The organism is Actinomycetospora atypica (assembly GCF_042653685.1).
GTDB classification, from domain to species: domain Bacteria; phylum Actinomycetota; class Actinomycetes; order Mycobacteriales; family Pseudonocardiaceae; genus Actinomycetospora; species Actinomycetospora atypica.
On record NZ_JBHSIV010000011.1, the window covers coordinates 32602 to 56892 of the forward strand.

At 73.5% G+C, this 24291-nt stretch carries 27 protein-coding genes and 1 tRNA gene; 19 read left to right on the forward strand and 9 right to left on the reverse strand.

Annotated features, from left to right (window positions below):
• Positions 1-3: 3 nt before the first annotated feature.
• Complete coding sequence (locus ACFPBZ_RS12550; protein ID WP_378036389.1) at positions 4-1689, reverse strand: PQQ-dependent dehydrogenase, methanol/ethanol family; 1686 nt, start codon at positions 1687-1689, stop codon at positions 4-6.
• A gap of 30 nt (positions 1690-1719) precedes the next feature.
• On the reverse strand, positions 1720-2184 hold the full coding sequence (locus tag ACFPBZ_RS12555; RefSeq protein WP_378036390.1) for an MSMEG_3727 family PQQ-associated protein: 465 nt from the start codon (positions 2182-2184) through the stop codon (positions 1720-1722).
• Between the two features lie 618 nt (positions 2185-2802).
• Here ACFPBZ_RS12555 and ACFPBZ_RS12560 point away from each other — a divergent pair.
• From ACFPBZ_RS12560 to ACFPBZ_RS12570, 3 genes are all read left to right on the forward strand, one after another.
• Positions 2803-3552, forward strand: a complete 750-nt coding sequence (locus ACFPBZ_RS12560; protein WP_378036391.1) for a hypothetical protein — start codon at positions 2803-2805, stop codon at positions 3550-3552.
• A 157-nt stretch (positions 3553-3709) separates the two neighbouring features.
• Positions 3710-4534, forward strand: coding sequence for a GAF and ANTAR domain-containing protein (locus ACFPBZ_RS12565; protein WP_378036392.1), 825 nt, complete (start codon positions 3710-3712; stop codon positions 4532-4534).
• Positions 4531-5268 (forward strand): GAF and ANTAR domain-containing protein, encoded by a 738-nt coding sequence (locus tag ACFPBZ_RS12570; protein WP_378036393.1) that lies wholly within the window; start codon positions 4531-4533, stop codon positions 5266-5268. Before ACFPBZ_RS12565 ends, ACFPBZ_RS12570 begins: the two co-directional genes overlap by 4 nt.
• Positions 5269-5364: 96 nt before the next feature.
• Here the strand turns inward: ACFPBZ_RS12570 and ACFPBZ_RS12575 are convergent, their stop codons facing one another.
• Both ACFPBZ_RS12575 and ACFPBZ_RS12580 read right to left on the reverse strand, forming a co-directional pair.
• Positions 5365-6078, reverse strand: coding sequence for a manganese catalase family protein (locus ACFPBZ_RS12575; protein ID WP_378036517.1), 714 nt, complete (start codon positions 6076-6078; stop codon positions 5365-5367).
• A complete protein-coding gene (locus ACFPBZ_RS12580) occupies positions 5997-6320 on the reverse strand; it encodes a manganese catalase family protein (protein WP_378036518.1) in 324 nt (107 codons plus the stop codon). Before ACFPBZ_RS12580 ends, ACFPBZ_RS12575 begins: the two co-directional genes overlap by 82 nt.
• A 165-nt stretch (positions 6321-6485) precedes the next feature.
• Here ACFPBZ_RS12580 and ACFPBZ_RS12585 point away from each other — a divergent pair, with 165 nt between their 5' ends.
• From ACFPBZ_RS12585 to ACFPBZ_RS12600, 4 genes are all read left to right on the forward strand, one after another.
• On the forward strand, positions 6486-6779 hold the full coding sequence (locus ACFPBZ_RS12585; RefSeq protein WP_378036528.1) for a hypothetical protein: 294 nt from the start codon (positions 6486-6488) through the stop codon (positions 6777-6779).
• Between the two features lie 92 nt (positions 6780-6871).
• Positions 6872-7540 carry an SH3-like domain-containing protein gene (locus ACFPBZ_RS12590; RefSeq protein WP_378036394.1) on the forward strand — a complete coding sequence of 223 codons (669 nt, stop codon included), beginning with the start codon at positions 6872-6874 and terminating at the stop codon, positions 7538-7540.
• The gene (nthA, locus tag ACFPBZ_RS12595) at positions 7537-8124 is read left to right on the forward strand and encodes a nitrile hydratase subunit alpha (protein WP_378036395.1); all 588 of its coding nucleotides are present in this window, start codon (positions 7537-7539) and stop codon (positions 8122-8124) included. Before ACFPBZ_RS12590 ends, nthA begins: the two co-directional genes overlap by 4 nt.
• The gene (locus ACFPBZ_RS12600; protein ID WP_378036396.1) at positions 8121-8483 is read left to right on the forward strand and encodes a nitrile hydratase accessory protein; all 363 of its coding nucleotides are present in this window, start codon (positions 8121-8123) and stop codon (positions 8481-8483) included. Before nthA ends, ACFPBZ_RS12600 begins: the two co-directional genes overlap by 4 nt.
• 47 nt (positions 8484-8530) lie before the next feature.
• Here the strand turns inward: ACFPBZ_RS12600 and ACFPBZ_RS12605 are convergent, their stop codons facing one another.
• From ACFPBZ_RS12605 to ACFPBZ_RS12620, 4 genes are all read right to left on the reverse strand, one after another.
• Entirely contained in the window at positions 8531-9574 is a 1044-nt protein-coding gene (locus ACFPBZ_RS12605) for an alcohol dehydrogenase catalytic domain-containing protein (protein WP_378036397.1), read from the reverse strand.
• Between the two features lie 167 nt (positions 9575-9741).
• Complete coding sequence (locus ACFPBZ_RS12610; protein ID WP_378036398.1) at positions 9742-11586, reverse strand: AAA-type ATPase lid domain-containing protein; 1845 nt, start codon at positions 11584-11586, stop codon at positions 9742-9744.
• Between the two features lie 50 nt (positions 11587-11636).
• On the reverse strand, positions 11637-11930 hold the full coding sequence (locus ACFPBZ_RS12615) for a hypothetical protein (RefSeq protein WP_378036399.1): 294 nt from the start codon (positions 11928-11930) through the stop codon (positions 11637-11639).
• A 91-nt stretch (positions 11931-12021) separates the two neighbouring features.
• Complete coding sequence (locus tag ACFPBZ_RS12620) at positions 12022-12771, reverse strand: SDR family oxidoreductase (RefSeq protein WP_378036400.1); 750 nt, start codon at positions 12769-12771, stop codon at positions 12022-12024.
• Between the two features lie 160 nt (positions 12772-12931).
• Between ACFPBZ_RS12620 and ACFPBZ_RS12625 the strand changes: the two genes are divergently transcribed.
• The 4 genes from ACFPBZ_RS12625 (at position 12932) to ACFPBZ_RS12640 (ending at position 15795) form a co-directional block, all read left to right on the forward strand.
• Entirely contained in the window at positions 12932-13069 is a 138-nt protein-coding gene (locus tag ACFPBZ_RS12625; protein WP_378036401.1) for a hypothetical protein, read from the forward strand.
• Between the two features lie 141 nt (positions 13070-13210).
• Complete coding sequence (locus ACFPBZ_RS12630) at positions 13211-14077, forward strand: DMT family transporter (RefSeq protein WP_378036402.1); 867 nt, start codon at positions 13211-13213, stop codon at positions 14075-14077.
• A 20-nt stretch (positions 14078-14097) separates the two neighbouring features.
• Positions 14098-15081: an EcsC family protein gene (locus ACFPBZ_RS12635; RefSeq protein ID WP_378036403.1), complete on the forward strand. Its 984-nt coding sequence runs from the start codon at positions 14098-14100 to the stop codon at positions 15079-15081.
• A 141-nt stretch (positions 15082-15222) separates the two neighbouring features.
• Positions 15223-15795 carry a hypothetical protein gene (locus ACFPBZ_RS12640; RefSeq protein ID WP_378036404.1) on the forward strand — a complete coding sequence of 191 codons (573 nt, stop codon included), beginning with the start codon at positions 15223-15225 and terminating at the stop codon, positions 15793-15795.
• A gap of 14 nt (positions 15796-15809) precedes the next feature.
• Here ACFPBZ_RS12640 and ACFPBZ_RS12645 read toward each other — a convergent pair whose 3' ends face one another.
• Complete coding sequence (locus ACFPBZ_RS12645) at positions 15810-16565, reverse strand: hypothetical protein (RefSeq protein ID WP_378036405.1); 756 nt, start codon at positions 16563-16565, stop codon at positions 15810-15812.
• A 91-nt stretch (positions 16566-16656) separates the two neighbouring features.
• On the opposite strand from ACFPBZ_RS12645, the gene ACFPBZ_RS12650 reads away from it, so the two are divergent.
• From ACFPBZ_RS12650 to ACFPBZ_RS12685, 8 genes are all read left to right on the forward strand, one after another.
• Positions 16657-16734, forward strand: a tRNA-Leu gene (locus tag ACFPBZ_RS12650).
• Positions 16735-16922: 188 nt separating this feature from the next.
• Positions 16923-17561 (forward strand): ANTAR domain-containing response regulator, encoded by a 639-nt coding sequence (locus ACFPBZ_RS12655; RefSeq protein ID WP_378036406.1) that lies wholly within the window; start codon positions 16923-16925, stop codon positions 17559-17561.
• A gap of 135 nt (positions 17562-17696) precedes the next feature.
• Positions 17697-18893, forward strand: coding sequence for a branched-chain amino acid ABC transporter substrate-binding protein (locus tag ACFPBZ_RS12660; RefSeq protein WP_378036407.1), 1197 nt, complete (start codon positions 17697-17699; stop codon positions 18891-18893).
• Between the two features lie 174 nt (positions 18894-19067).
• On the forward strand, positions 19068-20273 hold the full coding sequence (locus ACFPBZ_RS12665; RefSeq protein ID WP_378036408.1) for a branched-chain amino acid ABC transporter substrate-binding protein: 1206 nt from the start codon (positions 19068-19070) through the stop codon (positions 20271-20273).
• A gap of 174 nt (positions 20274-20447) precedes the next feature.
• Positions 20448-21434, forward strand: a complete 987-nt coding sequence (locus ACFPBZ_RS12670; protein ID WP_378036409.1) for a branched-chain amino acid ABC transporter permease — start codon at positions 20448-20450, stop codon at positions 21432-21434.
• Positions 21431-22663: a branched-chain amino acid ABC transporter permease gene (locus ACFPBZ_RS12675; RefSeq protein WP_378036410.1), complete on the forward strand. Its 1233-nt coding sequence runs from the start codon at positions 21431-21433 to the stop codon at positions 22661-22663. The genes ACFPBZ_RS12670 and ACFPBZ_RS12675 overlap by 4 nt, the downstream gene beginning before the upstream one ends.
• Positions 22660-23562, forward strand: coding sequence for an ABC transporter ATP-binding protein (locus ACFPBZ_RS12680; protein WP_378036411.1), 903 nt, complete (start codon positions 22660-22662; stop codon positions 23560-23562). Before ACFPBZ_RS12675 ends, ACFPBZ_RS12680 begins: the two co-directional genes overlap by 4 nt.
• Positions 23559-24278, forward strand: a complete 720-nt coding sequence (locus tag ACFPBZ_RS12685; protein ID WP_465251515.1) for an ABC transporter ATP-binding protein — start codon at positions 23559-23561, stop codon at positions 24276-24278. The genes ACFPBZ_RS12680 and ACFPBZ_RS12685 overlap by 4 nt, the downstream gene beginning before the upstream one ends.
• Positions 24279-24291 lie beyond the last annotated feature (13 nt).

Genomic DNA, 24291 nt, shown 5'->3' on the forward strand with positions numbered 1-24291 from the left:
CGGTCATTCCGGCAGCGCGAAGACGAACAGCGCGTCACCGGAGGCGGCACCGAGCAGACCCGGGAGGAAGCCCTCCACCCAGCCGCCCCAGCCGGTCGGCACGGCGATGTACTGCCGGCCGTCGATGGCGTAGGTCGTGGGGCTGCTGTGGTGCCCGCTGCCGCACTGGAACTGCCAGAGCTTCTCGCCGGTGTCCGCGTCGAGCGCGACGAACTCACCGGTCGGGGTGCCCTGGAAGACGAGGCCGCCGGCGCTGGTTAGCGTCGAGGCGCACATCGGGTAGTCGTGGTTCCAGCGCCACTTCTCCTCGCCGGTGACCGGGTCGACCGCGGCGACGAAGCCGTAGTGGTCGTCGAGGTCGACGGCCACGCCGGCACCCCAGTAGGGGATGGATTCCTTGAACTCGCGACGGCGACGGGTCGCCGTGGCCCCGACCTCCTGGACCGGGATGTAGATCAGTCCGGTCTGGGGGTTGTAGGACATGTGCGTCCATTCCTTGCCCCCGGCCGGGCCCGGCCAGAAGTGCACCGGGACGCCCTCCTCGTCGGGGTACACCTTCGGCGTGACCTTGCCGTCGGGCGAGATCTCGCCCCACGTGATCCGGTCGACGAAGGGGAAGACGCGGACGAGCTCGCCGTTCGTGCGGTCGAGGACGAAGAAGTAGCCGTTCTTGTCCGCGTGCGCGAGCAGCTTGCGCCCGTCGGGCGCGTCGAACAGCAGGTTCTCCATCGTCGAGTCGTAGTCCCACAGGTCGTGGGGCGTGAACTGGTAGTGCCAGCGGATCTCGCCGGTGTTCACGTCGATCGCGACGCAGCTGTCGGTGTAGAGGTTGTCGCCCGGGCGGACACCGCCGTCGAAGTCCGGCGCCGGGTTGCCCGTCCCCTGGAACAGGAGCTCGAGCTCCGGGTCGTAGGTCGGGGTGATCCAGCAGTTCGCGCCGCCGCGCTGCCAGGCCTCGCCGTCGTCGGGCCACGTCTCCGAGCCGGGCTCGCCCGGCTTCGGGACCGTGTAGCAGCGCCAGCGGCGCTCACCGGTCTGCGCGTCGAAGGCGTCGAGGTGACCGCGGACGCCGAACTCGCCGCCGGCGCTGCCGACGACGACCATGTCCTTGACGATCAGGGGCGCGGCCGAGCCGCTCTCCCCGGCGCGCACGTCACCGTTGGTCGTGTCCCAGACCTTCTCGCCGGTCTGGGCGTCCAGCGCGATCATGTGCGCGTTCAGCGTGTACATGTAGACCTTGCCGTGGCCCACCGCGACACCGCGGTTGACGTTGCCGCAGCACAGCGAGGTGTCGAAGGGCGAGGCGTGCTTGTAGCGCCACAGCTCCTCGCCGCTCTTCGCGTCGATCGCCCAGACCTTGCCGTCGGGGCCGGAGACGTACATGACGCCCTCGACGATCAGCGGCGACGCCTCGAACGAGTACGTCGACGCGCCGGCGTGCATGCCCGCCGAGCCGGCCTGGAAGACCCAGGCGGGGGAGAGCTTCCTGACCGTGTCCTTGTTGATCTGGTCGAGGCCGCTGAAGCGCTGGCCGTCGTAGGTGCCGTAGTAGGTGAGCCAGTTCTCGGGCTCGTTCCTGGCAGCCTTGATGCGCTCGTAGTCGACGGTGCCGGTGGGCGGCGCCTCCTGCCGCACGGCACTGAGCTGGCGGTGTGCGACGGCTTCGCCGGCGTCCACGTAGTCGGTCATGGTCTGCTCCTCTCCGGGTTTCTTCGCGCGTCAGGGACGGGGCTGGGGCGGGCGGTCGAGCTTCGCCGAGTCGGGCACCTCGCCACCCATGACGAGCACCGCCGTGAGGCCGCGACCCTCGTCGTTGCCGGTGGTGGAGCCGTAGTAGTACGCGCCGGGACCGTCGAGGTTGAGCCTGGCCGTGCCCTTGGAGTGGTTGACCATCCAGATGATCTTGGGGTCACCGTTGTTGGGCAGGAGCGCGCAGTGGGTGTTCTTGTCGTCGTTGATGAGCGTCAGCTCGATCTCCCCGCCGTGCGGGAAGATGAGGATGCCCGGGTCGAACATCAGCTGGTCCTCGGGGATGGTGACCGTGGCGCGCATGACGCCGTCGTCGCCCTCCTCGGCGTAGCCGATGGAGCCGGTGCCGAGCATCCGCCCGAGCGTGTGCCTGTTCTGTCCGTCCAGGCCCGCCGCCGTGAGTTCGGCCTGTCGATCATCTGCCGTGGCCGTCACTGGCCACACCTCCTCGTGTCGGATGACAAACCTGTCGCCGGCGGCGTCGCCGGCTGTGCCCGGACCTGCTCGCCCGGGGCGATCTCGCCGGTCTCCCGGACGTGGACGCACGCGGGGGCACGGGGCCGGCGGTGGGGACCGCCGGACGACGGCGGAGGGCCGGGCGTGGACGTCACCGGGGCGCAGCGGAACCGCCGGGTCGTGCGTCCGCGGGCGGACCGACCACGTCGGGCCGTCACGTCCTCGGACGCGTACTCGGTGACTCGCATGCGCTCCTCCCGGCCGTGCGCGGCCGGGACCTGGTCCCGACGGGTGCGCACAGCGCCGCCACTGGCCTCTCGACCGTTGGGCCGATCGTGTCGACCTCTGGGCGGCAGGACACGCAGTTCACGACGATGATCGGAACTCATCGGACGGCGAACGGTGTGTGCTGAGCCACATCCGACCATAGGTATCCGACCCCGGGTCGGCAAGGGGCAACGCCGATCGGGCGGATCTCGATCATCGTCGGCCCCTCCGGACGGCCGTGTCGCGGGTCCCGCACCGGCGCTAGGGTCGCGAGCGGGCGGGGCCGTCGACGACGCGGAGGCCGGACGCCGCGGGGGAGGCCGGTCGGACGTGCACAGGTTCGGTTCGCCGGATGCGCTCGCCCTGCTCGGGGCCGCGGGGGAGCACGCCGACAGCGTCGAGCTCAAGGCGCTGCTCGAGCCCCCCGCCGACCAGGCCGCGGAGGCCCTCACCGGCCGACGCGCCCCGACCTGGAGCGTGCGCGAGACCTACCTGATCGACACCGCGGACGCCCGGTTCCTGCGGGCGGGTGTCGAGATCCGGCTGCGGCGCCGGACCCGGGGCCGCTACGACCTCGCGGTGTCCACCCGGCGCAGCGCCACCTCGGGCCCTCCCGATAGCACGCCGCGAGGGGTCCGGGTGGAGATCGACGTCGTCCCGGGGGCCGTGTGGCGCGACGTCGAGGTCCGGAGCGCCGTCGACGCGACCGTCGCCGAGCAGGTCGTGGCCGGGACGATCCCGGCGGCGAGGCTGCTGTCGCCCACCCAGCGCGTCTGGGCGTGCCAGGCCGGGCAGGAGGTGGTCGACCACGGCTGCCTCGCGGCCCTGACGGTCCACGGCCCCTTGGCGGTGCACCGCGTCAAGGTCGCCGCCGCCGCCCTGGGGCTGCGGCGCGCCGACCTCGAGCACGTCCGCTTCCCCAGCGGGGTGGAGCTCGTGGAGCTCTCGACCCACTGCCGGCTCCGCGACGTCCGCGACACGGCCGCGGCGTTCGAGCGCCTGCTCGACGAGCCGGAGGTCGCGGTCTCCCCGCGCTACCGCACGAAGACGTCGGTGTGGCGGGACGAGATCGCGGGCTGACCCCGCACGCCCGGGTCCGCCCACCCGGGCGCGGGGTCGCCCCGGGGGGCTAGCCTCCGGGGCACAGGTCCTCCTGTCCCACGTGTCCCGGTCCGGGGCGTCCGTCGGGGCGCTCGTGCGTCGGCCGGGCAGGGGAGGCGTGACCGAGGACGATCCTGTGACCCCCGGTCCCGCTGCCGCCGCGCGTCACCGCCGGCTCGCCGACCTCGTCGTCGGCGCCCCGCCGTCGCCCGCCGAGACGGCCGGCGCGCCGGGCGGCCCGCCGGGCAGCGGAGGGTCGCGGGCGCGCCTGACCCGGCTGTGCTCCCTCGCCGTCGCCGAGCTCGGCGTCGACGGGGCCGGGGTGACCGTGCTGGCCGGGTCGCCGGCCCGGGACGGGACCCGCACGCAGCTCGGCACCGTCGGGGACCTGACCGCGCGGCTCGACGAGCTCCAGCTGACCACCGGCGAGGGGCCGTGCCTCGAGGCCCACGAGACCGGGGTGCCGGTCCTCGTGCCCGACCTCGGCGCCGAACGGGGCCGGTGGCTGGGCTTCACGGCGGAGGCGCTCGCGATCGGCGCCTGCGCCCTGTTCTCGTTCCCGCTGCAGGTCGGAGCCGCCCGCCTCGGGACCCTCGACCTCAACCGGAGGGCCCCCGGGTCGCTGTCGGCGGACCGGCTGGCCGACGGCCTGGCCCTCGCCGCGCTCGCCACCGAGCTCCTGCTCGCCCTCGTCGAGACGGCGTCGGACCCGTCGGACGGCGGACCCGATGGGCAGCCGGGCGTGGGATGGTTGCCGGACGTGCACGCCGAGGTCCACGTGGCGTCCGGGATGGTCGCGGCGTACACGGGGACGGACGTCCGGGACGCCCTCCTGCAGCTCCGGTCCTACGCCTTCCGCACGGGGGTGCCCCTCCACGAGGTCGCCCGCCGCGTGATCGACCGCGACCTCGTGCTCGACCCGCCCGACCAGACCTCCCGACCCGAGAACGGTGCCCCATGAACGGCCGAGAGCCCCAGGTCATCGACACGTTCCTGTCGTTGACCGACACCCTGGTGAGCGATTTCGACGCGCTCGACATGCTCACGGTTCTCTCGGAGCGCTGTGTGGAGCTGCTGGACGTCTCCGCGGCCGGCGTGATCCTCTCGAACGGTCGCCACGGCCTGTCGGTGGCCGCCGCCTCCTCCGAGCGCAGCCGGCTGCTCGAACTGTTCGCCGTGGCGATCGACAGCGGCCCCTGCCTCGACTGCGTGCGCGACGGGGTGGCGGTCATCAGCGGGGACCTCGACTCGGCCGAGGCGCGCCGGACCTGGCCGCACTACACCCAGGGGGCACTCGAGGCCGGGTTCCACGCCACGCACGCCCTGCCGATGCGCCTGCGCGACGACGTCATCGGGGTGCTCACGCTGCTCTCGACGTCCCCGGACCCGCTCCCGGCCGACGACGCCCGGCTCGGTCAGGCCCTGGCCGATGCCGCCACCATCGGCCTGCTCAGCGAGCGGGCGGTCCGCCGGGCGGAGAACGTGCAGGAGCAGCTGCAGAGCGCCCTGAACAGCCGGGTGATCATCGAGCAGGCCAAGGGCGTCCTCGCCGCGACCGGCGACCTCACCCCCGAGGAGGCGTTCACCCTGCTGCGCTCGTACGCGCGCGGGAACAGCCTCCGACTCACCGACCTCGCCCGCGGCGTCGTCGAGCGCACCGTCGAGCCCCGGACCGTGCTCGGCGTCCAGGCCTGAGACCGGCGCCGGCCTCGGCGTCCGCTCCCGCACCGGGCCCCCGGTCGACGACGCGACCGGAAGGGCCTCGGCGCGGGAGCGCGGACGCCGTCGGGACTACGTGCCAGCAGGGCCCCAGATCGGGGCGCCGCTCTCGGCCATCTCCATGTCGGCGGTGGCCTGGACGAGCTCCATCAGCTCCGGGTCGAGCCCGGGGCCGAACTCCTCGGGGCGCTCCACGGCGATGCCGGGGAACGGGATGCCCTCGGGGGCCTGCTCGGTCGACAGCGTGGTGCCGTCCTTCGAGGGCGAGGTGCCCTGGAAGATCTTCCCGGCCTCGGAGAGCTGGTCGAGGGAGAAGGTGTACTGCTTGGACTGCAGACCCTGGTCGAGCAGCGTCTTGACCTCCGGGAACTTCTCCGCGTTGGTCTTCGGGATCGGCAGCAGCTTGTTCCACTCCACGCCGAGGGCCTCGAGGGCCTTGGCGTAGGCGTTCTCGTGGGCCTGGTCGCGGACGATCAGGTACGCGATCGTCGAGCGGGCCGTCTTGTTGGCCGTCATCTCGTACAGGCGGCACTTCTGCAGCCGGCCGGTCGACTCGAGCATGAGGTTGTAGAGCAGGTTCAGCGGCAGGTTGCCCGAGTCGTAGACGTACTTGCCCGTCCACGGGTCACCCTGGGCGTCGACCGGCAGCGCGCCCTGGGCGCCGACCAGCCAGTGGTGGATGTTCCCGCCCGACAGCGCCAGGTTCAGCGGCGTCGCGCCACCGGCACCGGGCTCGTCGATCGGGTCGGTGTTGCTGCCCTGGTAGCGGGGCGAGCCGTCGAGCAGCTGGGGATCGTCGAGGCGATGAGCTCGACGTGGCCGATCTCCTCGGTGCCCACGCCGTAGAGCAGGTCGCGGAACGGCTTGGCCGTCGGGCCGCGGAAATTGAAGCTCTGGAACAGGTACTGCATCATCGTGCGCATCTCGCCGAACTGACCGCCCAGGCCCTCCTGCAGCGCGTTCGCGGCTGCGGGGTCCGGCTCGTCGGCGGCGATCTCGTTCAGCATGCGCTGCACGTGGAGAAACATGGGTGTCCTTAGAACGATGGCGTGGTGCCGGGCCCGAGGTCTGGACCGGTCCCACGGCGACGCCCCGGGGATGGGGGCTCGGCCGTCGCTGCAAACGCCGAGATCGTCGGGGGCCGTTCGGGCTGGTCGGCTGGTCCCGGGCCCGGCGTCCGTAGCGTCGGCGACATGACACGTGGGGGATGGGTCCGACCCTGGCTGCAGCTCGTCGAGATCTCGGTGTCCACGCCGATCGTCATCGGCTACCGCGTGACCCGGCTCGTCGCCGGAGGGTGGCCGCCGGACGCGAAGGAGCGTCGCGAGCTGCGCCGCATGGTCTCGGAGAAGGCGAGCGCCTTCGGGCGGACGGGCTGGCTCGCGGTGACGACGCCGCCGAACGACACCGCCCGCTACCTGGGCACGGTCCTCGGGCCGGTGCACCGCGGGGTCTCCGCGAACCGCCGGCGACTGTCCGGGCACTGACCCGTCCCCGCTGCGCCGCGATGCGGTAGAACGGTCGCACCTTCACCGGCGAAGGCGACCCCGTCGCACAGCGCCCGAGGAGGAACGGACCGGTGGACTCGATCGCCGACATGGGCGGGACCCGCGGATGGGGCCCGGCCCCCGCCCCCGTCCCCGAGGAGCCCCCGTTCGCCGAGCCCTGGGAGGGCCGCGCGTTCGCGCTCACGGTCCTGACCATGGGCCGCATCTCGGGGCGCAACCTCGACGCCTTCCGGTACGCGCTCTCCCGGCTCCACCCCGTCGACTACCTCGTCGACGGCTACTACGGCCGATGGCGCAGTGCGGCCGAGCTGATGCTCACCGACAGCCGGATCCTCGCCCCGGGCGCGGTCGACGCCCGGGCCCGCCGGCTGCGCGGCGAGGACGTCGTCGAGCCCGACGCCCCCGACCCCGCGAGGCCCGACTACCGGCCGAGCGCCCCGGGCTCCCTCCGCGAGGTCGACCACGGGCCCGCGTTCGCGGTGGGCGACCCGGTGCGCACGCGCGACCTGCACCCGCGCGGCCCGACGAAGCTCCCGGGCTACCTGGGCCGGCGCCCGGGCAAGGTCATGGCCGTCCGCCCGCCCCACGTGCTGCCCGACACCCACGCCGTGTTCGAGGGCGAGAACCCGCAGCACGTCTACACCGTCGCGTTCGACTCCACGACGCTGTGGGGTCCCGACGCCGAGCCGTTCACCCTGCACGCCGACCTGTTCGAGAGCTACCTGGAGACCCGGCCGTGACCGCTCCCGACCGTCCCTCCCCGGCCCTGCGGACCGAGGCCCTCGAGCAGCTCCTCGTCGAGCGCGGGCTGGCCGACCCGGCCGTGATGGACACCTTCATCCGCACCTACGAGCAGGACGTGGGCCCGCTGAACGGCGCGAAGGTCGTCGCCCGGGCCTGGACCGACCCCGCCTACCGCGAGTGGCTGCTGCGCGACGGCACCGCCGCGATCGCGGACCTGGGCTTCGGTGGGCCCCAGGGGGAGCACATGGTGGTGCTCGAGCAGACCGACGAGGTGCACCACGTCGTCGTCTGCACGCTGTGCTCCTGCTACCCGTGGCCGGTCCTGGGGCTGCCGCCGAGCTGGTACAAGGACCCGGCCTACCGCGCGGGCATGGTGCGCACGCCGCGGAAGGTCCTCCGGGAGATGGGCCTCGAGGTGCCCGAGGGCCGCCGCATCGAGGTGTGGGACTCCAGCGCCGAGGTGCGCTACCTCGTGCTGCCGCGGCGCCCCGCCGGCACCGAGGGCCTCGACGCCGACGCGCTCGCGGGCCTCGTCGGGCGCGACGCCATGGTCGGCGTGGCCGAGGTGGCGGCCCCGTGACCGCCCCCGGCCCCGTGACCGCCCTCGGCCCCGTGACCGCCCTCGACACCGACGGCCCCGCGGCGCCGCCGCGGAGCAACGGCGAGCTCGTCTTCGCGGAGCCGTGGGAGAGCCGCGCCTTCGCGATGGCGGTGACGCTCTCCGAGGCCGGGGTGTTCACCTGGGACGAGTTCCGCGAGAGCCTGGTCGCGCGCATCGCGGCCGACCACGGCTCGTCCTACTACCGCTGCTGGCTCGCCGCCCTCGAGGACCGGGTGGTGGCCGCCGGGGCGCTCGACGGGTCGGCGCTGGCCGAGCGCACCGCCCGGCTCGCCGGGCGCACCCCGGGGCACGACCACGGTCACGGGCACGGGCACTGACGACGCCGGCCCCGCCCCCGGAGCAGGGGCGGGGCCGGCTGCGCGGGTCAGGGCGTGATGACGACCTTGAGGGCGAGGTTGGCCGCGGCGTTCTTGAAGACGTCGTAGGCCTCGTCGATCTGGTCGAACGTGAAGGTGTGCGTCCCCATCTTCTCGGCGGGGATCTTCCCGCCGGCCACCATCTTGAGCAGGGTCGGGATGGAGACCGTGTCGACAAGGCCCATGGTGAGGGTGACGTTGCTGATCCACATGTCCTGCATCGGCAGCTCCACGGGGGTGCCGTGGACGCCGACGTTGGCGATGGTGCCGCCGGGACGGACCAGGGACGCCGCGGTCAGCAGCGTCTCCGGGTAGCCGACGGCCTCGATGGCCACGTCGACGCCGAGGCCGTCGGTGAGGGCGATGACGTCGGCGACCGTGCCGGGGCCGACCTCGATCGCGTCGGTGGCCCCGAACTCGATCGCCTTCTCGAGGCGGAACTTGTTGGAGTCGACCGCGATGACCTTCGAGGCGCCCCACAGCCCGGTGGTGAGCACCGCGGACAGGCCGACCGCGCCGGCGCCGACCACGGCGACGGTGTTGCCCGGGCGGACCCCGCCGGCGAGCACCCCGACCTCGTATCCGGTGGGCAGCGAGTCGGCCAGGAAGATCGCCTGCTCGTTCGTGACCCCGTCGGGCACGGTGTAGAGCGAGGTGTCGGCGTAGGGCACGCGGACGTACTCGGCCTGCGTGCCGTCGATGAGGTGGCCGAAGATCCAGCCGATCCCGCCGACGGTCTGGCAGTGCGAGGGCATGCCGCGCTGGCAGTACTCGCAGCGGCCGCACTTGGTGATCGCCGGGACCAGCACGCGGTCGCCGACGGAGAAGCCACGGACGGCGTCGCCGATCTCGGTGACCGTGCCGACGGCCTCGTGCCCGAGGATGCGCCCGTCGGTCACCGCGGCGACGTCGCCCTGCAGGATGTGCAGGTCGGTCCCGCAGATGGTGGTGGTGTCGACCTTGACCACCACGTCGGTCGGTTCCTCGACCCGGGCGTCCGGGACGTCCTCCCAGGCCTTCTGGCCGGGACCGTGGTAGACGAGTGCCTTCATGCGGAGCCTCCGTTGGCGTCACCGACCGCGGGGTCTCCTGGGTGTCGGACCGCGGTCGTGCTCGACGCTAGTGGCGCCCGTCACAGCCGGGTGTCCGATGTTGAGACGCTCGCGGCGCCCGTCGTACGCCGGGGGCGGCCGGGTGTCCCGGGTCCGGGACACCCGGCTCAGGCGATGTAGCTGATGCCGAAGGCGTCGATCTTGCGGTAGAGCGACGACCGCGCGATCCCGAGCATCGACGCCGCCCGGTAGCGGTTGCCGCGGGCCTCGTAGAGCGCCTGGATGATGGCATCGCACTGGGCGGTCTCGAGCATCGAGAGCTTCGGGGCCCGGCTGGTGAAGCACGAGGCGGGCAGGTCGGGCGGCTGGATCACCCCGACCGGCTTGCGGGCGACGACGTAGCGCAGGACGTCCTCGAGCTCGCTGACGTTGCCGGGCCACGGGTAGCCCTCCAGCACCCGGACCACCTGGTGGGACAGGCGCAGCGAGCGTCCGGCGGCCATGGATCCGAGCACCGACCGGGCGATCTCGCCGAGCTCATCGATCCGGTGGCGCAGGGCCGGGACGCGCACCGTCTCGTGGAAGCGGCGCAGCAGCAGCCCGTAGGGCCGGGTCGGGTCGACCGACTCGACGTCGAGGCACCCGACGAGCACCACGGCCCCGGGGGTGTCGGCCACCCGGCGCAGGACCTCGTCGAGCCGGCGGACCGCGACCGGCGACACGGCCTGGAGCTGGCGCAGCACGACGAGCTGCGGGGCGCCGTCCCGCGCGGCCACCACCCGGGCGAGGGGGTCGCCCCGCCCGGCGTCGCCGATCGTCGAGCAGTCGAGCACCACCGGGGCCCGGCCGCGGTGGCGCCGGGCGAACTGCTCGACGGCCAGCGTCCGCTTGCCCGTGCCCGGTTCCCCGACGAGGAGCTGGTCGCGCCCCTGGGCGAGGTTCGCCGCGACCTCCTGGCGGGCCCGCAGGTGGGGGGTCAGGAGTTCCCGGTTCGCCCGGACCCGGGCGGCCGAGGGGGCCCGGCCGTCGCCCGGCCCGCGGAGGGCCGCGGCGAAGTCGCGGCGCCCGGTCGGGGCGACGTGCGACCCCTGGCGACGGCGGGCCTCGGCGTCGTCGCCCGCGTCGGCGTGCACCGCCGGCCCGGCCGTGAGCACGCACCCCAGGTACTCGCCGTCGCGGCGGACCTCCCGGACCTCGACCTCGGCGCACGTGCCGGAGGGGAGGTCGACGTGGCGGGGCGGCCGGTCGTCGTCGAGCACCACGCTCGCCACGGCGAGGTCGCCCAGCGCCTGCTGGTCGGCCGGGGGAGTGCGCCGCGCCCCGGTGCCGACCAGCACGACGTCCCCGTCGGTGGCCACCACCCACGCGCCGCCCTCGCCCTGCGCCGCGTCGAACGCCTCGTGCAGGGCCAGCAGCCCGCGGCGTCGTCGGGCCTGCGCGTGCCCGGTGACGTCGCGGGCCAGCGTGCGCGCGAGCGGCAGGAGCATCCCGGCCGCGGAGGCGTCCGAGCAGACCACGACGACCCCGTCGAGGTGGGGCACCGGGGCGGCCGCCGCGGCGAGGGAGCGCAGCTCCGGGTGGACGTGCTCCGGGCCCGAGAGCTCGACGGCGCGCCCCTCGTGCAGCGCCACCGACATCGCCGTGGTGCCCACCAGCCGCTCGGCGTGGCAGTACCCCGGGGCCAGCCGGACGGCGTCGAGCACCTCACCGAAGCCGGGGTCGGTGTCGCGGCGGGCCCGGACGACGCCGTCCGCGCCCACCAGCAGCACCGAGCACCCGCACTCCGGGTTCGCCGTGACGAAGTCGCCGAGCACCTCGCCCGCCTCGGCGATCGCTGACGAGCCGGCGTCGTGGCCGACGAACGGCGCGGGCCGCCCGCCGGGGTGGGCGCCGAGGTGCTGCGAGCGCTCCCACGAGGCCAGGACGGCGGGCCGGACGGCTCCGTCGACCGCCGCGGCCCCCCGGGCGGAGAACCGCACGCGGGCGAGCTCGACGTCCCGCGGCCCGGTCACGGCCCGACCGTAGGACCGCCGGGGCTCCCCCCGACACCCCTCGGCGCGGATCAGATCTCGAGGTGGTCCCGCGCGCACTGCAGCGCGAAGAAGGTGTCCTCGGGCTGGCCGGCCGCGTGGTAGGCGGCGGCCGTCCGGATCGCCGCGGCCGCCCGACCGCCCGTGCCGTCGCGGCCGGTCGCGGCGGCGCCCGCGGCCCGGTCCAGCGCGGCGGCGAGGGTCTCGCTGGGCCGGCGCGGGTCGCTCTCGTAGAGCGCCTCGGTGGCCGTGAGCACCGCCGCGAGCACGGCGCGCCGGGTGGCGCGGTCGGCGACGGGACTGGACGTGGGCAACAGACCGGTCACGGGATCTCCTCGGACGACGGACGTCGACGTCGGCTGAGGAGTCAACCGGCCGCCGGGGTCCCCACTGCCGCCGGTTCTCACACCGGGCCGGTCAGCCGCCCTGCTCGGTGGGGCGGACCAGCATCTCGTTCACGGCGGTCCGGCGGGGCCGGGTGACCATGTAGACCACCGCGTCGGCGATGTCCTCCGCCTCGAGCACCCCGAGCTCGGAGGCCGACGAGGCGTCCGGGGTGTTCTCCCGCCCCGAGTTCGTCAGCTCGGTGTCGACGAGGCCGGGCTCGACGAGCCCGACGCGCACGTGCTTCGGGCCGAGCTCCTGGCGCAGGGCCTCGGAGAAGGCGTTCACGGCGTGCTTCGTGGCCGCATAGACGTTGCTGCCCGGCCCGTTGACGACCCGGCCCGCCACCGAGCTGATGGTCACCACGTCGGCGACGCCGCGCGGGCCCTGCGCCGCCTCGGTCAGGTGCGAGACGGCCGCGTGCGTCGTCGCCAGCACCCCGGTGAGGTTGACGTCGACCATCTTCCGCCACTCCGCGAGGTCGGCCTCGAGCGCCGGGTCCATCGTCCCGTAGCCGGCGTTGTTGACGAGGACGTCGAGGCGCCCCCGGTCGCGGACCACGCCCTCGACGGCCTCGCGCACCGCGTCGGCGTCGGTCACGTCGACCTCGCGCACCTCGGCCCGCTCGCCCAGCTCGGCCGCGAGGTCCTCGAGCTTGTCCCGGCGCCGCGCGAGCAGCGCGACCGTCGCGCCCTCGGCGACGAGGGCCCGCGCGGTCGCGTTCCCGATGCCGCTCGACGCCCCGGTCACCACGGCGATCGTCCCGTCCAGCCGTCCCGTCACGTGCACGCTCCCTGTCCCTGCGGGGTCCGCCGTCCTGCGAGGTCCCCTGGCGGGCCGGGGGTCGCCCCTGCGGCCCGAGGCCAACCCCTGCTTACGCGGTTGACGGGCACGTCCGGAGGGGATCCCGGGGTGACCGGCACCACGCGACGAGGAGGTCCGTATGAGCGAGCAGCCCCAGGACAGGTCGAAGGACGAGGACGAGGGAGCCCGCCAGGAGGTCAACCCCGACCTCCACGGCCAGGCGGCCGAGGTCGCCGAGAAGCGGGCGAAGGGCGACCCCGAGGCCACCGGCGCCTGACGCGTCGTCGGGACCGGTCCGCGGGAGCGCCCCGGTCCCGGCAGTCCGGCCCACCGGGTGTGGAGCCCGGGCGCGCCGGGCAGTCCCCTGCTCGCGGCGGGCCGGGCGGTCCGGGACCGCGGTCGTCCGGAAGGAGCGTCGATGCTGCTGGCCGGCATCGCCGTCGCGGTCCTCGCCGCGACGAGCAACGCCGTCGGCTCGGTCCTGCAGCGCGCGGCGTCGCGCCACCACGCGCCCGGCGCGGGGCGGCGACGGTCGCTGGTCGCGCTGCTGCGCCGCCCGGCGTGGTCGGCCGGCATCGCCGCGCACGTCGTCGGCTTCGCGCTGCAGGCGGTCGCCCTGACGATGGCGGTCATCTCGGTGGTGCAGCCGGTCCTGATCGTCGAGCTGCCCATCACCCTCGTCCTCAGCGCGCTCCTGCTGCGCACGCCGATGGGGCGCCGCGCCTGGATCGCCATCGCCGCGATGGCGGGCGGTCTCGCGCTGGCGCTGTTCTGCCTGGTCCCCGGCGGGGGCGACCCTGCCGCCACCTCCGGACTCGCCTGGACCCTCGGCACGGCCGTCGTCCTGGTGATGCTCGCGGTGCTGACCGTCCTCGGCCGCGCGGCCCGGGGACGCCGGCGCGGCCTGTGCTTCGGGCTCGCCACCGGCGTCACCTACGGCTACAACGCGGCCCTCCTGGCCGGGCTCGCCCCCGCCTACGCGGAGGGGCTGCCCGGGGTGCTCACCGCCTGGCAGACCTACGGGGTGCTGATCGGCGGGACCGTCTCGTTCGTGTTCCTCCAGCAGGCGCTGCAGGCCGGCGACCTGCTCTGGGCCCAGCCCGCCATCACGCTCGCGAACCCGCTGCTCGCCGTCGTCTGGGGCTTCTGGGTGTTCGGCGAGCGGGTGAACCTCGACGGCTGGGTCGTCGGGGGCCTCGTCGGGGTGGCCGCGATCGTCGCGGGCACCGTGGTGCTGACGCGGGTGGAGCACGCCTCCGAGGCGGCGCCGCGTGGACGTCCGTGACGCCGGGTAGCCGCTCGTCGATGAGCACCGAGGAGGCCCGAGGCGAACGGATGCCCGCCGGGGACCGCGCGCACTGGCAGCGGATCCAGCAGTGGAAGGCCGACCGGCTGCCCGCGGAGGGCACGGCGGCCGGGTGGGGCCTCGTCCCGACGATCGTCGACGCCCTCGGCCGGGTGCCCGGCGCCGACGGCGTGGGCCGGGCCGTCGTCGACGGGCTCGCGCGGCTGATCGACCTCGGCGCGGGGACGTCCGCCGCGTCCGTGCGCACCGGCCCGATCCTCGAGCGCCACCGCGCCCGCGGCCACGCCGTCACCGAACTGGCCGACGTCCGGGCCCTCCCGATGGACGACATCCGCGACGCCCACCCCCGCCTCGACGTGCAGTACGCCGTCGGCGGGGCCGTGCAGGGCGTGGCCTCGGGCGTCGTCGTCTCCGGTGGGACGGTGCTGACCGTCGTCGGCGCGGTCGGCACGGCCGGGATCGTGGCGCTGCCGGGCGTCGGGGCCGTCGCCGCGACGATCGTCCTCGACGCGGCCGTCGGGGTGCTGGTCAGCACCCGGGCCGTCGCGCACGTCGCCGCGTACCACGGCTACGACGTCCGGGAGCCGCGCGAGCGCCTCTTCGCCCTCGGCGTCCTGTCGCTCGGGCTCGCCGACGACACCCGCCGGGCCGCCGCGTACCGCGAGATCACCGCCCTCGCGGGCGGGCTCGCCCGTCGGGAGGCGTGGCGGCTCACCGCGGCCGAGGCCGAGGCGGTGGTGCGGTCGGTGTCGACGTCGCTGGCGCTGCGGCTCACCCAGGACCGTTTCGCCCAGGTGGTGCCGCTGCTGGGGACCGCGCTCGCGGTGCGGCGCAGCGCGCGGTCGCTCGCCCGGGTGGTCGACGACGCCGAGCACCTCTACGCCGAGCGCGTCCTGCGCGAGCGGTACGACCTGGACGGGACCGACCCGGGGGAGCGCGGCGAGATCGCTTCGGCCGTCGACGCGGAGCTCGCCGCGCGGTAGCTCACGTCCCGGGCATCGTCGGGCCGGGGATGATGGAGGCTCCGCCCGACGACCGCGAGGAGCGACCCCCTGAGCAGCGCACCGCCCCGCACCCCGTCCCCGGCACGGGCAGGCCGCGTCGCAGCGGTCGTCGGCGTCGCGGTGCTCGGCTCGGTGCTCGGGCTCGGGGTCTTCGTGGCGGCGCTGCGCGCGGGCCTGCGTCCCTACCGCCACCCCGGGCTCTCCCCGGTGGTGCTCGTGACGTACGCCCTGGTGGGAACGCTGGTCGGGGCCGCGGTGTGGGCCGTCGTCCGGCGCCGGGCCCGGCGGCCCCGCGTGGTCCTGCGCCGCGGCGTGGCGGTGCTCGCCGTGGTGGTCCTCGCCGCGGACCTCGTCGTCGGGGCGACCTCGGGATGGGTCGGCGCGGCGCTCGTGCTCGCCCACCACCTCGTCGTGACCGTCCTCGCGGTCGTCGTGCTCCGCCGGGTCCTGCTCGTGGGCGAGGTGGGTACGGAGGTGCGCGAGGTCCCGTGGCGCGAGCGGCTCCCGCGGGTGGCCCGGTTCGGGCTCGCCGCCGGCCTCGCGGTGCTGGCGGGGATCTGGGTGCTGGTGAACAAGCCGGTGGAGGGCCCGACCCTGCTGGTGCTCAGCCCCTCGCACGGGGTGACGTTCGCCGACCTGCTGTCGCTGGTCGCCCTCGGCGTCGCGGTCGACCTGGTGTCGGTGCGCCGGTAGACGGGACCGCGGCCTCACGTCTTCGATCCCACGAACTCGTCCATCCGCGCGACGCCCTCCCGCCGGGCCACCGAGATGAGATTCGCCCGTGGCCGCCGATGGGCCACCCCGATCTCGTCGAGAGTGCGTGCGCAGATGTCGAGGATGTCCTGCGACTCGTTGGAGAACAAGTAGCGGGGGTATTCGTAGCGCTTGCCGCCGGGCTGTTTCCTCGCCCAGTTGAGGACCCGGCAGCCGTCGGAGTGGATCAGTCCGCGGAGGACACGACCCGGGAAGCTCGTCAGCACCTCGTCCTGCCAGGGCTCCAGGACGATCGGTCGCTCGTGTTTCATGCCCGCGCCGTGCTGGGGGAAGAGGCACGTCCAGTGGGTCGAGTAGGACTTGACCTCCCGGCACCCCCTCCGTTGCACCGAGGAGACGGAGGACGTCGGCATGACCGCACTCATGGCCTGCTCGACCTCGGCGCGGATGCCCGGATAGGCGTCGCCGCAGTACATCGAGAGCGCGGCCACGTCCCGTCGACCGACGGTGATGTGCCCGTCCCCGAGATAGGAGCCGAGGAGATAGGCGTACTCCCACTGATCGAGCGGGACCTGATGACACCGGGGGCACCGTTCCCGTCTGCCCGGGGTGGTCGGAGGGCGTCCGCGGTCGACGCACCAGTGCCGGACGGTGCTGACGGGCAGGCCGAGCCGCCGGGCGATGGCGCTCGGCCCCTCGCCCTCGTCGTAGAGCTTCCGGGCGGCGTCGACGGTGATCTGGGGGTGCATGAGCGGATGGTGCCTCCGCCCACCGACAACGTCGGGGACCGTCGAGGCGCACGCAACGTCGTTGCCCGGACCCACTAGACTCGGGCGTGGAGCCCCCGTAGCCCAATTGGCAGTAGGCAATGGTCTCAAACTCCATACAGTGTGGGTTCGAATCCCACCGGGGGCACCACGGGAGTCGCCTCCCGTCGGACTCCCGCGCGGAATGTCGCCTCGCCCACACCGTGGCCTTCGTCGTCGACGTCGCCCCGAGACGTCCCGGTATCGTCCGACTGAATCGAATCCGGTCACCCGGACTCGGGAGGGTCGGCCGTCGGGGGCGACGGGGCCGGCTGCAGCGACGCGCACAGGAGGACCGCCATGAGCCAGCAGGCCGCGGACATCGTCGCGGAGGTCGACACGGTCCCCGAGGCACCGGAGACCCCCCGGGAGGCCCTGCGCATCCTGGTCGCCGAGGACGAGGCCCTGATCCGCATGGATCTCGTGGAGATGCTCCGCGAGGAGGGCTACGACGTGGTCGGCGAGGCCGCCGACGGCGCCCAGGCCGTGGAGATGGCCCGCACCCTCACCCCCGGGCTCGTCATGATGGACATCAAGATGCCGGGCACCGACGGGCTCGAGGCCGCGCGCACCATCGCGGGGGAGCGGATCGCCCCGGTCGTCATGCTCACCGCCTTCGGCCAGCGCGACCTCGTCGAGGCCGCGCGCGACGCCGGCGCGATGGCCTACCTCGTCAAGCCGTTCACCAAGACCGACGTCGTCCCGGCCATCGAGGTCGCGGCGAGCCGCTTCGCCGAGATCTCGGCGCTCGAGGACGAGGTCGCGGGGCTCACCGACCGCCTCGAGACCCGCAAGGCCGTGGAGCGCGCGAAGGGCCTGCTCATGGCCAAGAAGAAGATGAGCGAGCCCGACGCCTTCCGCTGGATCCAGCGCACCGCCATGGATCGTCGTACCACCATGCGGACCGTGGCCGAGGCGGTCGTGGAGACCTTCGGCTGACCGGGGGACCTCCGGCCGGAGACGATCACGACGACGATGCGTCACTGCGGCGGACGGGTGAGTCGATCCGCTGACCTGCGGCGACGCCACGACCCCCCGGCGGTCGTCACCCGAACGTGACCTACGGTGGCCGCCATGAGGCGCAGCGCGGCACTCGCGGCGGTCATGATCACCGGGGCCCTCACGCTCGCGGCCTGCGGGACGTCCGGCGGGTCGCCGGGCGACTGCGACACCGACCGCGGCACCCTCACCGTCGGCCTCGTCGCCCCGCTCTCCGGGGAACTGGCGAACATCGGGGCCGGCATGCGCGACTCGGCCGACCTCGCCGTCACCCAGGCCAACCGGCGCTGCGCGATCCCCGGGTACCGCATCGCGCTCGACGCGAGGGACGACGAGGCCGACCCGGCGACGGCGGCGGCCCAGGCCCGCGCGCTCGCCGGGAATCCCGACCTGATCGGCGTGGTCGGCACGTACAACTCCTCGACGGCGCAGGCGGTCCAGCCGGTGCTCGGGGCGGCCGGGATCGTGCAGATCTCGCCGGGCAACACCAACGTCTCGCTGACCCGGGGAGCCAACCCCGTGATCGCGCCGCTGCGGCAGTACCAGACCTACTTCCGCGTGGTGGCCACCGACGCCGCGCAGGGCCCGGCGGCCGCGAACGCGCTCGCCGCGACGGGGCGGACGCGCGTCGCGGTCGTCAGCGACGGCCGGACCTACGGCGAGGGCATCGCGAACGAGTTCGCCAAGCAGCTCGCGACCCGCGGGGGCCAGGTGGTGCTCCGGACGACGCTGCCGGCCGGCACGCCGCCGGCCGCGACCGCCGCCGCGGTGCGGGCGGCCCGCCCGCAGGCGGTCTTCTACGGCGGGGAGTACCCCGACGGCGGGCCGCTGTCGCGGGCGCTGGCGGGTGCGGGCGGCCCGGTGATGGGCGGCGACGGCATGGTCAACCCGGCCTACGCGGCGCTGGGCGGGCGCGAGGGCGACCTCGGCGTCTCGGTCGGCGCGCCCCCGGAGACCCTCCCGTCGGCGCGGCCCTTCGTCGACGCGTACGCGAAGGCCGGCTACCGCGACCCCTACGGCTCCTACGGGGCCTTCAGCTTCGACGCGACGAACGTGCTCCTCGAGTCCGTGTCCGGGGTGGTGACCGGCCCTGGTGGCGGAGAGTGGTCGACCGCTCAACGATCCGTCGTCGACGCCGCGGTCCAGGCCTACGACGGCGAAGGTGTGACCGGCGCCATCTCGTTCGACCGCTTCGGCGACGTCTCGTCGGACGCGGTGACGATGTATCGCCTGGTCGGCGGCCGGTGGACCCCGGACCGTACCCAACCCTGACCGTTCTCGCAGGCGCCCCCGCAAGCCCTTGCGGGGCCGCCGGCGCGCCGCTCGGTCATCCGCCGGACGCCTGCTGTTCCTCAAGAAGGTTTAAGGCTATGTTTCCCACCCGACCGGCGGAGTGTGGAACTTCGAGGTCGCTCTGTGAGTACACCCCACATCGGAGGTTCTTCAGTGGTCCGACGTCGGTTCGCCGCCGCAGGCGCCCTGGTCGCTGCCGCGGCCCTGGTGCTCTCCGGCTGCGCCAACCAGGGCGGGGGCGGAGAGGCGGCCGGCCCCACGGCCGCCGCGCCCGCCCAGCCGAACAACGCGGTGCTCCCGGCCGGCAACGGCCAGGGCCGCTGCGCGCCCGGGACCTCGATCGCCTACGTCGGCACCCTCGCCGGCCAGAACGCCGCCCTCGGGCAGGCGATCGCCAACGCGACCGAGCTCGCCGTCAACCAGCACAACGGGGCCAACCCCGGGTGCCAGGTCAGCCTCGTCAAGGCCGACTCGGGCGGCACGCCCGACACGGCCGTCGGCCCCACCCAGGCCGTCCTCAACAACCAGGCCGTCCTCGGCGTCGTCGGGCTCCCGTTCTCCGGTGAGTCCAAGGCGGTGGGCCCGGCCATGAACGCCGCGGGCCTGGTCAACATCACCCCGTCGGCCACCAACCCGGGCCTGACCACGAACGGCTGGACCAACTTCTTCCGCGGCCTCGGCAACGACGCCGTGCAGGGCCCCGCGGCCGCGAAGTGGATGAAGCAGAAGTTCAACCCGCAGTCGATCTGCGTCATCAAGGACGACTCGGACTACGGCATCGGGCTCGCCCAGGCCGTCACCCAGTCGCTCGGCCCGCAGGTCGCGGCCTGCCAGGGCGACGTCAAGACGAACCAGAAGGAGTTCTCGGCGACGGTCGGCCAGGTCCAGCAGGCCAACCCGCAGGCGATCTTCTTCGCGGGCTACTACACGGAGGCCTCGCCGCTGATCCAGCAGCTGCGGGACGCCGGCGTGCAGACCCCCTTCGTCGCGCCCGACGGCACGAAGGACGAGCAGTTCGTCGTCAACGCCGGCGGTGCGGCCAACGGCGCGTTCCTGACCTGCCCCTGCGTCCCGCAGGACGGGTTCACGGCCTTCAACCAGGCCTACCAGCAGGCCTACGGCACCCCGCCGCAGACCTACTCGGCCGAGGCGTACGACGCGGCGACGATCCTGCTCACGGGGATCGACCAGGGCGCCAACTCGCGTCCCGCGCTGCTGAACTTCGTCCGCGGCTACAACGGCCAGGGCCTGACCAAGAAGTTCCAGTGGCAGCCCAACGGCGAGCTCTCCGACACCCCGGTGTACGTCTACCGGGTGGACGGGAACAAGATCGTCACGGACTCGCCCATCACGGGCTGATCCACCACGTCGGCGGCCGCGCCCGGGGCATCTCCCGGGCGCGGCCGTCGTACGTCCGCCCCGCGGCGCCCCATCGACGAGGCGCCGTGACAGTTGTCCGGCCGGGCGTCGTGCCCGGCCGCCGGCGCCCGCAGGGAGAGCGTCATCCACACCGTCACCGCCGTCACGGACCTGTTGGCACAGGAGACCGGGCCGTGGATCAACTTCGACGTCGGGTTGTTCTTCGACCGGTTCTGGGCCAACACCATCAACGGGCTCTCCTACGGGAGCATCTACGCCCTGGTCGCCCTCGGTTACACCCTGGTCTACGGGGTGCTCCAGCTCATCAACTTCGCCCACTCCGAGATCTTCGTGATCGGGGTGTTCGGCGTGTACTTCACCTTCCTCGCCCTGGGCTTCCAGCCCGGGCAGGTCCCGAACGTGCCGGTCGCGGGCATCATCGCGAACCTGGTCCTCGCGGGAGCGGTGGGCATGATCCTCGCCGGGATCGCGGCGGTGCTGCTCGAACGGATCGCCTACCGGCCGTTGCGGAAGCGCAACGCCCCCCGCCTGGCCTTCCTCATCACCGCCATCGGCGCCTCGTTCGTCATCCAGCAGATCTTCCGCATCACCCGGGGGTCGAACCCCGAGGGCACGATCCGGCTGCTCCCGCCGACCCCGGTGTTCCGCATCTTCGGTGCGCCGGTGACGAACCTGCAGATCATCATCATCGTGGCGGCGTTGGCGCTCTTCGTGGTCGCCGACTCCTTCGTCAACCGCACCCGCCTCGGCCGCGGCGTGCGGGCCGTCGCCCAGGACCCGGCCACGGCGACGCTCATGGGCGTCAACCGCGAGCGCGTCATCATGATCACGTTCCTGCTCGGCGGGCTCCTCGCCGGCGCGGCGGCGCTGTTCTACCTCATGACGATCCCGCAGGGCGCGGTCTTCAACGGCGGCTTCCTGCTCGGGATCAAGGCGTTCGCGGCCGCGGTCCTCGGCGGCATCGGCAACCTGCGCGGGGCGCTGCTCGGCGGCCTGATCCTCGGGATCGCGGAGAACTACGGGCAGTCGCTGTTCGGTGGCGACTGGCGCGACGTCGTCGCGTTCGTCCTGCTCGTCGGCGTGCTGATGTTCCGGCCGACCGGGATCCTCGGCGAGTCGTTGGGGAAGGCGAGGGTATGACGACCACGGAGAGGCGACCGGAGGCCTCGTCGGGCCAGGGTGGGAACGGGGGGCCCGGTCTGCGCGAGCGCTGGGCCGAGGGCTCGCGCTGGTGGAACGCCCGCAGCCGGCCCCAGCAGTGGGGCCTGCTGGTCCCGGTCGTCGTGCTCATCTACTTCCTGCCGATCCTCAACCCGCCGATCATCACCACCGAGCCGGCGACGGACTTCTCGATCGCCCTGTTCAACGCGGCGGTCTTCGCGCTGATCGCGATCGGGCTGAACGTCGTCATCGGCCAGGCCGGCCTGCTCGACCTGGGCTACGTCGGCTTCTTCGCGATCGGCGCCTACACCGCGGCGCTGCTGTCCTCGCCCGACTCCGAGCTGGGCGTGCGGTTCCCGTGGCTGGTGATCGTCCCGATCGCCATGGTGGTCACGATGATCTCCGGGGTCATCCTCGGGACGCCGACGCTGCGGCTGCGGGGGGACTACCTCGCGATCGTCACGCTCGGCTTCGGGGAGATCGTCCGCCTGCTGGCCGACAACATCGACCCGCTGCGCGGCAACCGGGGCTTCCAGGACATCGCGCGGCCGAGCGGGAGCTACTCCGACGGCTCGCCGATCTTCACGTCGAACGACGCCCAGGGCTTCTACTGGCTCGCGGTCACCATCGTGATCATCATCCTGCTGTTCATGGGGAACCTGGAGCGCTCCCGGGTGGGGCGCGCCTGGATCGCGGTGCGCGAGGACGAGGACGCCGCGGAGCTGACGGGCGTCCCGACCTACAAGTTCAAGATCTGGGCGTTCGCCATCGGCGCCGCGGTCGGTGGCCTGTCGGGCACGCTGTTCGCCGCGCAGGTCGGGTTCGTCAACAACCAGCGCTTCGACGTCACCACCTCGATCCTCTACCTCGCCGCGGTGGTCCTCGGCGGGCAGGGCAACAAGGTCGGCGTCGTGGTCGGGGCGTTCCTGGTGTCCTACATCCCCGACCGGTTCCAGTTCGAGCCCGAGTACCGCTTCCTCGTGTTCGGGCTCGCGCTGATCATCCTGATGATCTTCCGGCCGCAGGGCATCCTCGGCATGCGCCAGCACCTGCTGACCTACGGGCGGCAGGCCTACCAGAAACTGTTCGGGGCCGGCACCGGCGTCGCCCCGACGTCGCTGACACCGTCGTCGAAGCCGTCGGGCGATCCACCCGAGGCCGTTCCCGACGATCATCCCGGCTCGTCCCCCCGGGGAGGTGGCGAATGAGTACCCCCGTCCCGGAGGAGGGCCTCCTCGAGGCCCTCGACCAGATGGACCCGGCCACGCGGGCCGCCCACGAGGAGGAGGTCGCGGCGAAGGTCGCGGCCGACCGCGAGATCGCCGTGTCGGCGGGGGAGACCCTGCTCGCCGTCGACGGGCTCACCGTGCGCTTCGGCGGCCTCACCGCGCTCGACGACGTGTCCTTCGACGTCAAGCGGGGTGAGATCCTCGGGCTGATCGGACCCAACGGCGCCGGCAAGACGACGTGCTTCAACATCGTCACCGGCGTCTACCGGCCCACGGTCGGCGACATCCGGCTCGAGGGGCAGTCCCTCGCGAAGATGCAGCGCTACAGGATCATCCAGGCCGGGGTGGCGCGCACGTTCCAGAACATCCGGCTCTTCGGCGCGATGACCGCGCTGGAGAACGTGGTGGTCGGGACCGACGCGCGGCACCGCACCTCGGTGCCCGGCGCCCTGCTGCGGCTCCCGCGGCATCGTCGGGAGGAGCGGGACGCCGTCGAGAAGGCCATGGCGCTGCTGGAGTTCGTCGGGATCGCCGACCGCGCCGCGGACAAGGCGACGTCGCTGCCCTACGGCGACCAGCGCCGCCTCGAGATCGCCCGGGCCCTCGCGACGGAGCCGAAGCTGCTCTGTCTCGACGAGCCCGCCGCCGGCTTCTCCGCGGTGGAGAAGGACGGGCTCTCCGAGCTCATCCTCAAGATCCGGGACGACGGCTTCACGGTCGTCCTCGTCGAGCACGACATGCGCGTGGTGCTCGGCGTGACCGACCGGCTCGTCGTGCTCGACTTCGGCCGCAAGATCGCCGACGGCGAGCCCGACGTGGTCCGGCGCGACCCGGCCGTGGTCTCGGCCTACCTCGGTACCGCGGTGGAGGACTCGTGAGCCTGCTCGAGCTCGAGGACGTCAACGTCGCCTACGGGCGGATCCAGGCGCTGCGCGGGATCACGCTGGCGGTGGAGGAGGGCCAGATCGTCTCGCTGATCGGCGCCAACGGGGCCGGGAAGACGACGACGATGAAGACCATCTCCGGGCTGCTCGGCCTGCAGTCCGGGCGGATGAGCTTCGACGGCCAGGACCTGACGAAGGTCCGCGCCGACCTGCGCGTGCGGCTGGGGATCTGCCAGGTGCCCGAGGGTCGGGGGATCTTCCCCGGCATGACGGTGCTGGAGAACCTCGACATGGGCGGCTTCGTCCGGTCGGACCGCAAGTCCAAGGAGTTCTCCTCGGACCAGGAGCGGGCGTTCACCTACTTCCCGCGCCTGGCCGAGCGGCGCAACCAGGTGGGCGGCACGCTCTCCGGCGGCGAGCAGCAGATGCTCGCGATCGGCCGCGCGCTCATGGCGCGGCCGCGGCTGCTCCTGCTCGACGAGCCCTCGATGGGGCTCGCGCCCCAGTTCATCGCCCAGATCTTCCGGGTGATCGAGGACATCAACGCCGAGGGCACGACCGTCCTGCTGGTCGAGCAGAACGCCACCCAGGCGCTCGGGCTCGCCCACCAGGCCTACGTGCTCGAGACCGGGGAGGTCACCCGCTCGGGCCCGGGCCCGGAGCTCCTCGCGGACCCGTCGATCCGGGACGCGTACCTGGGCGTGTCGTAGGGCGGCCACCTCC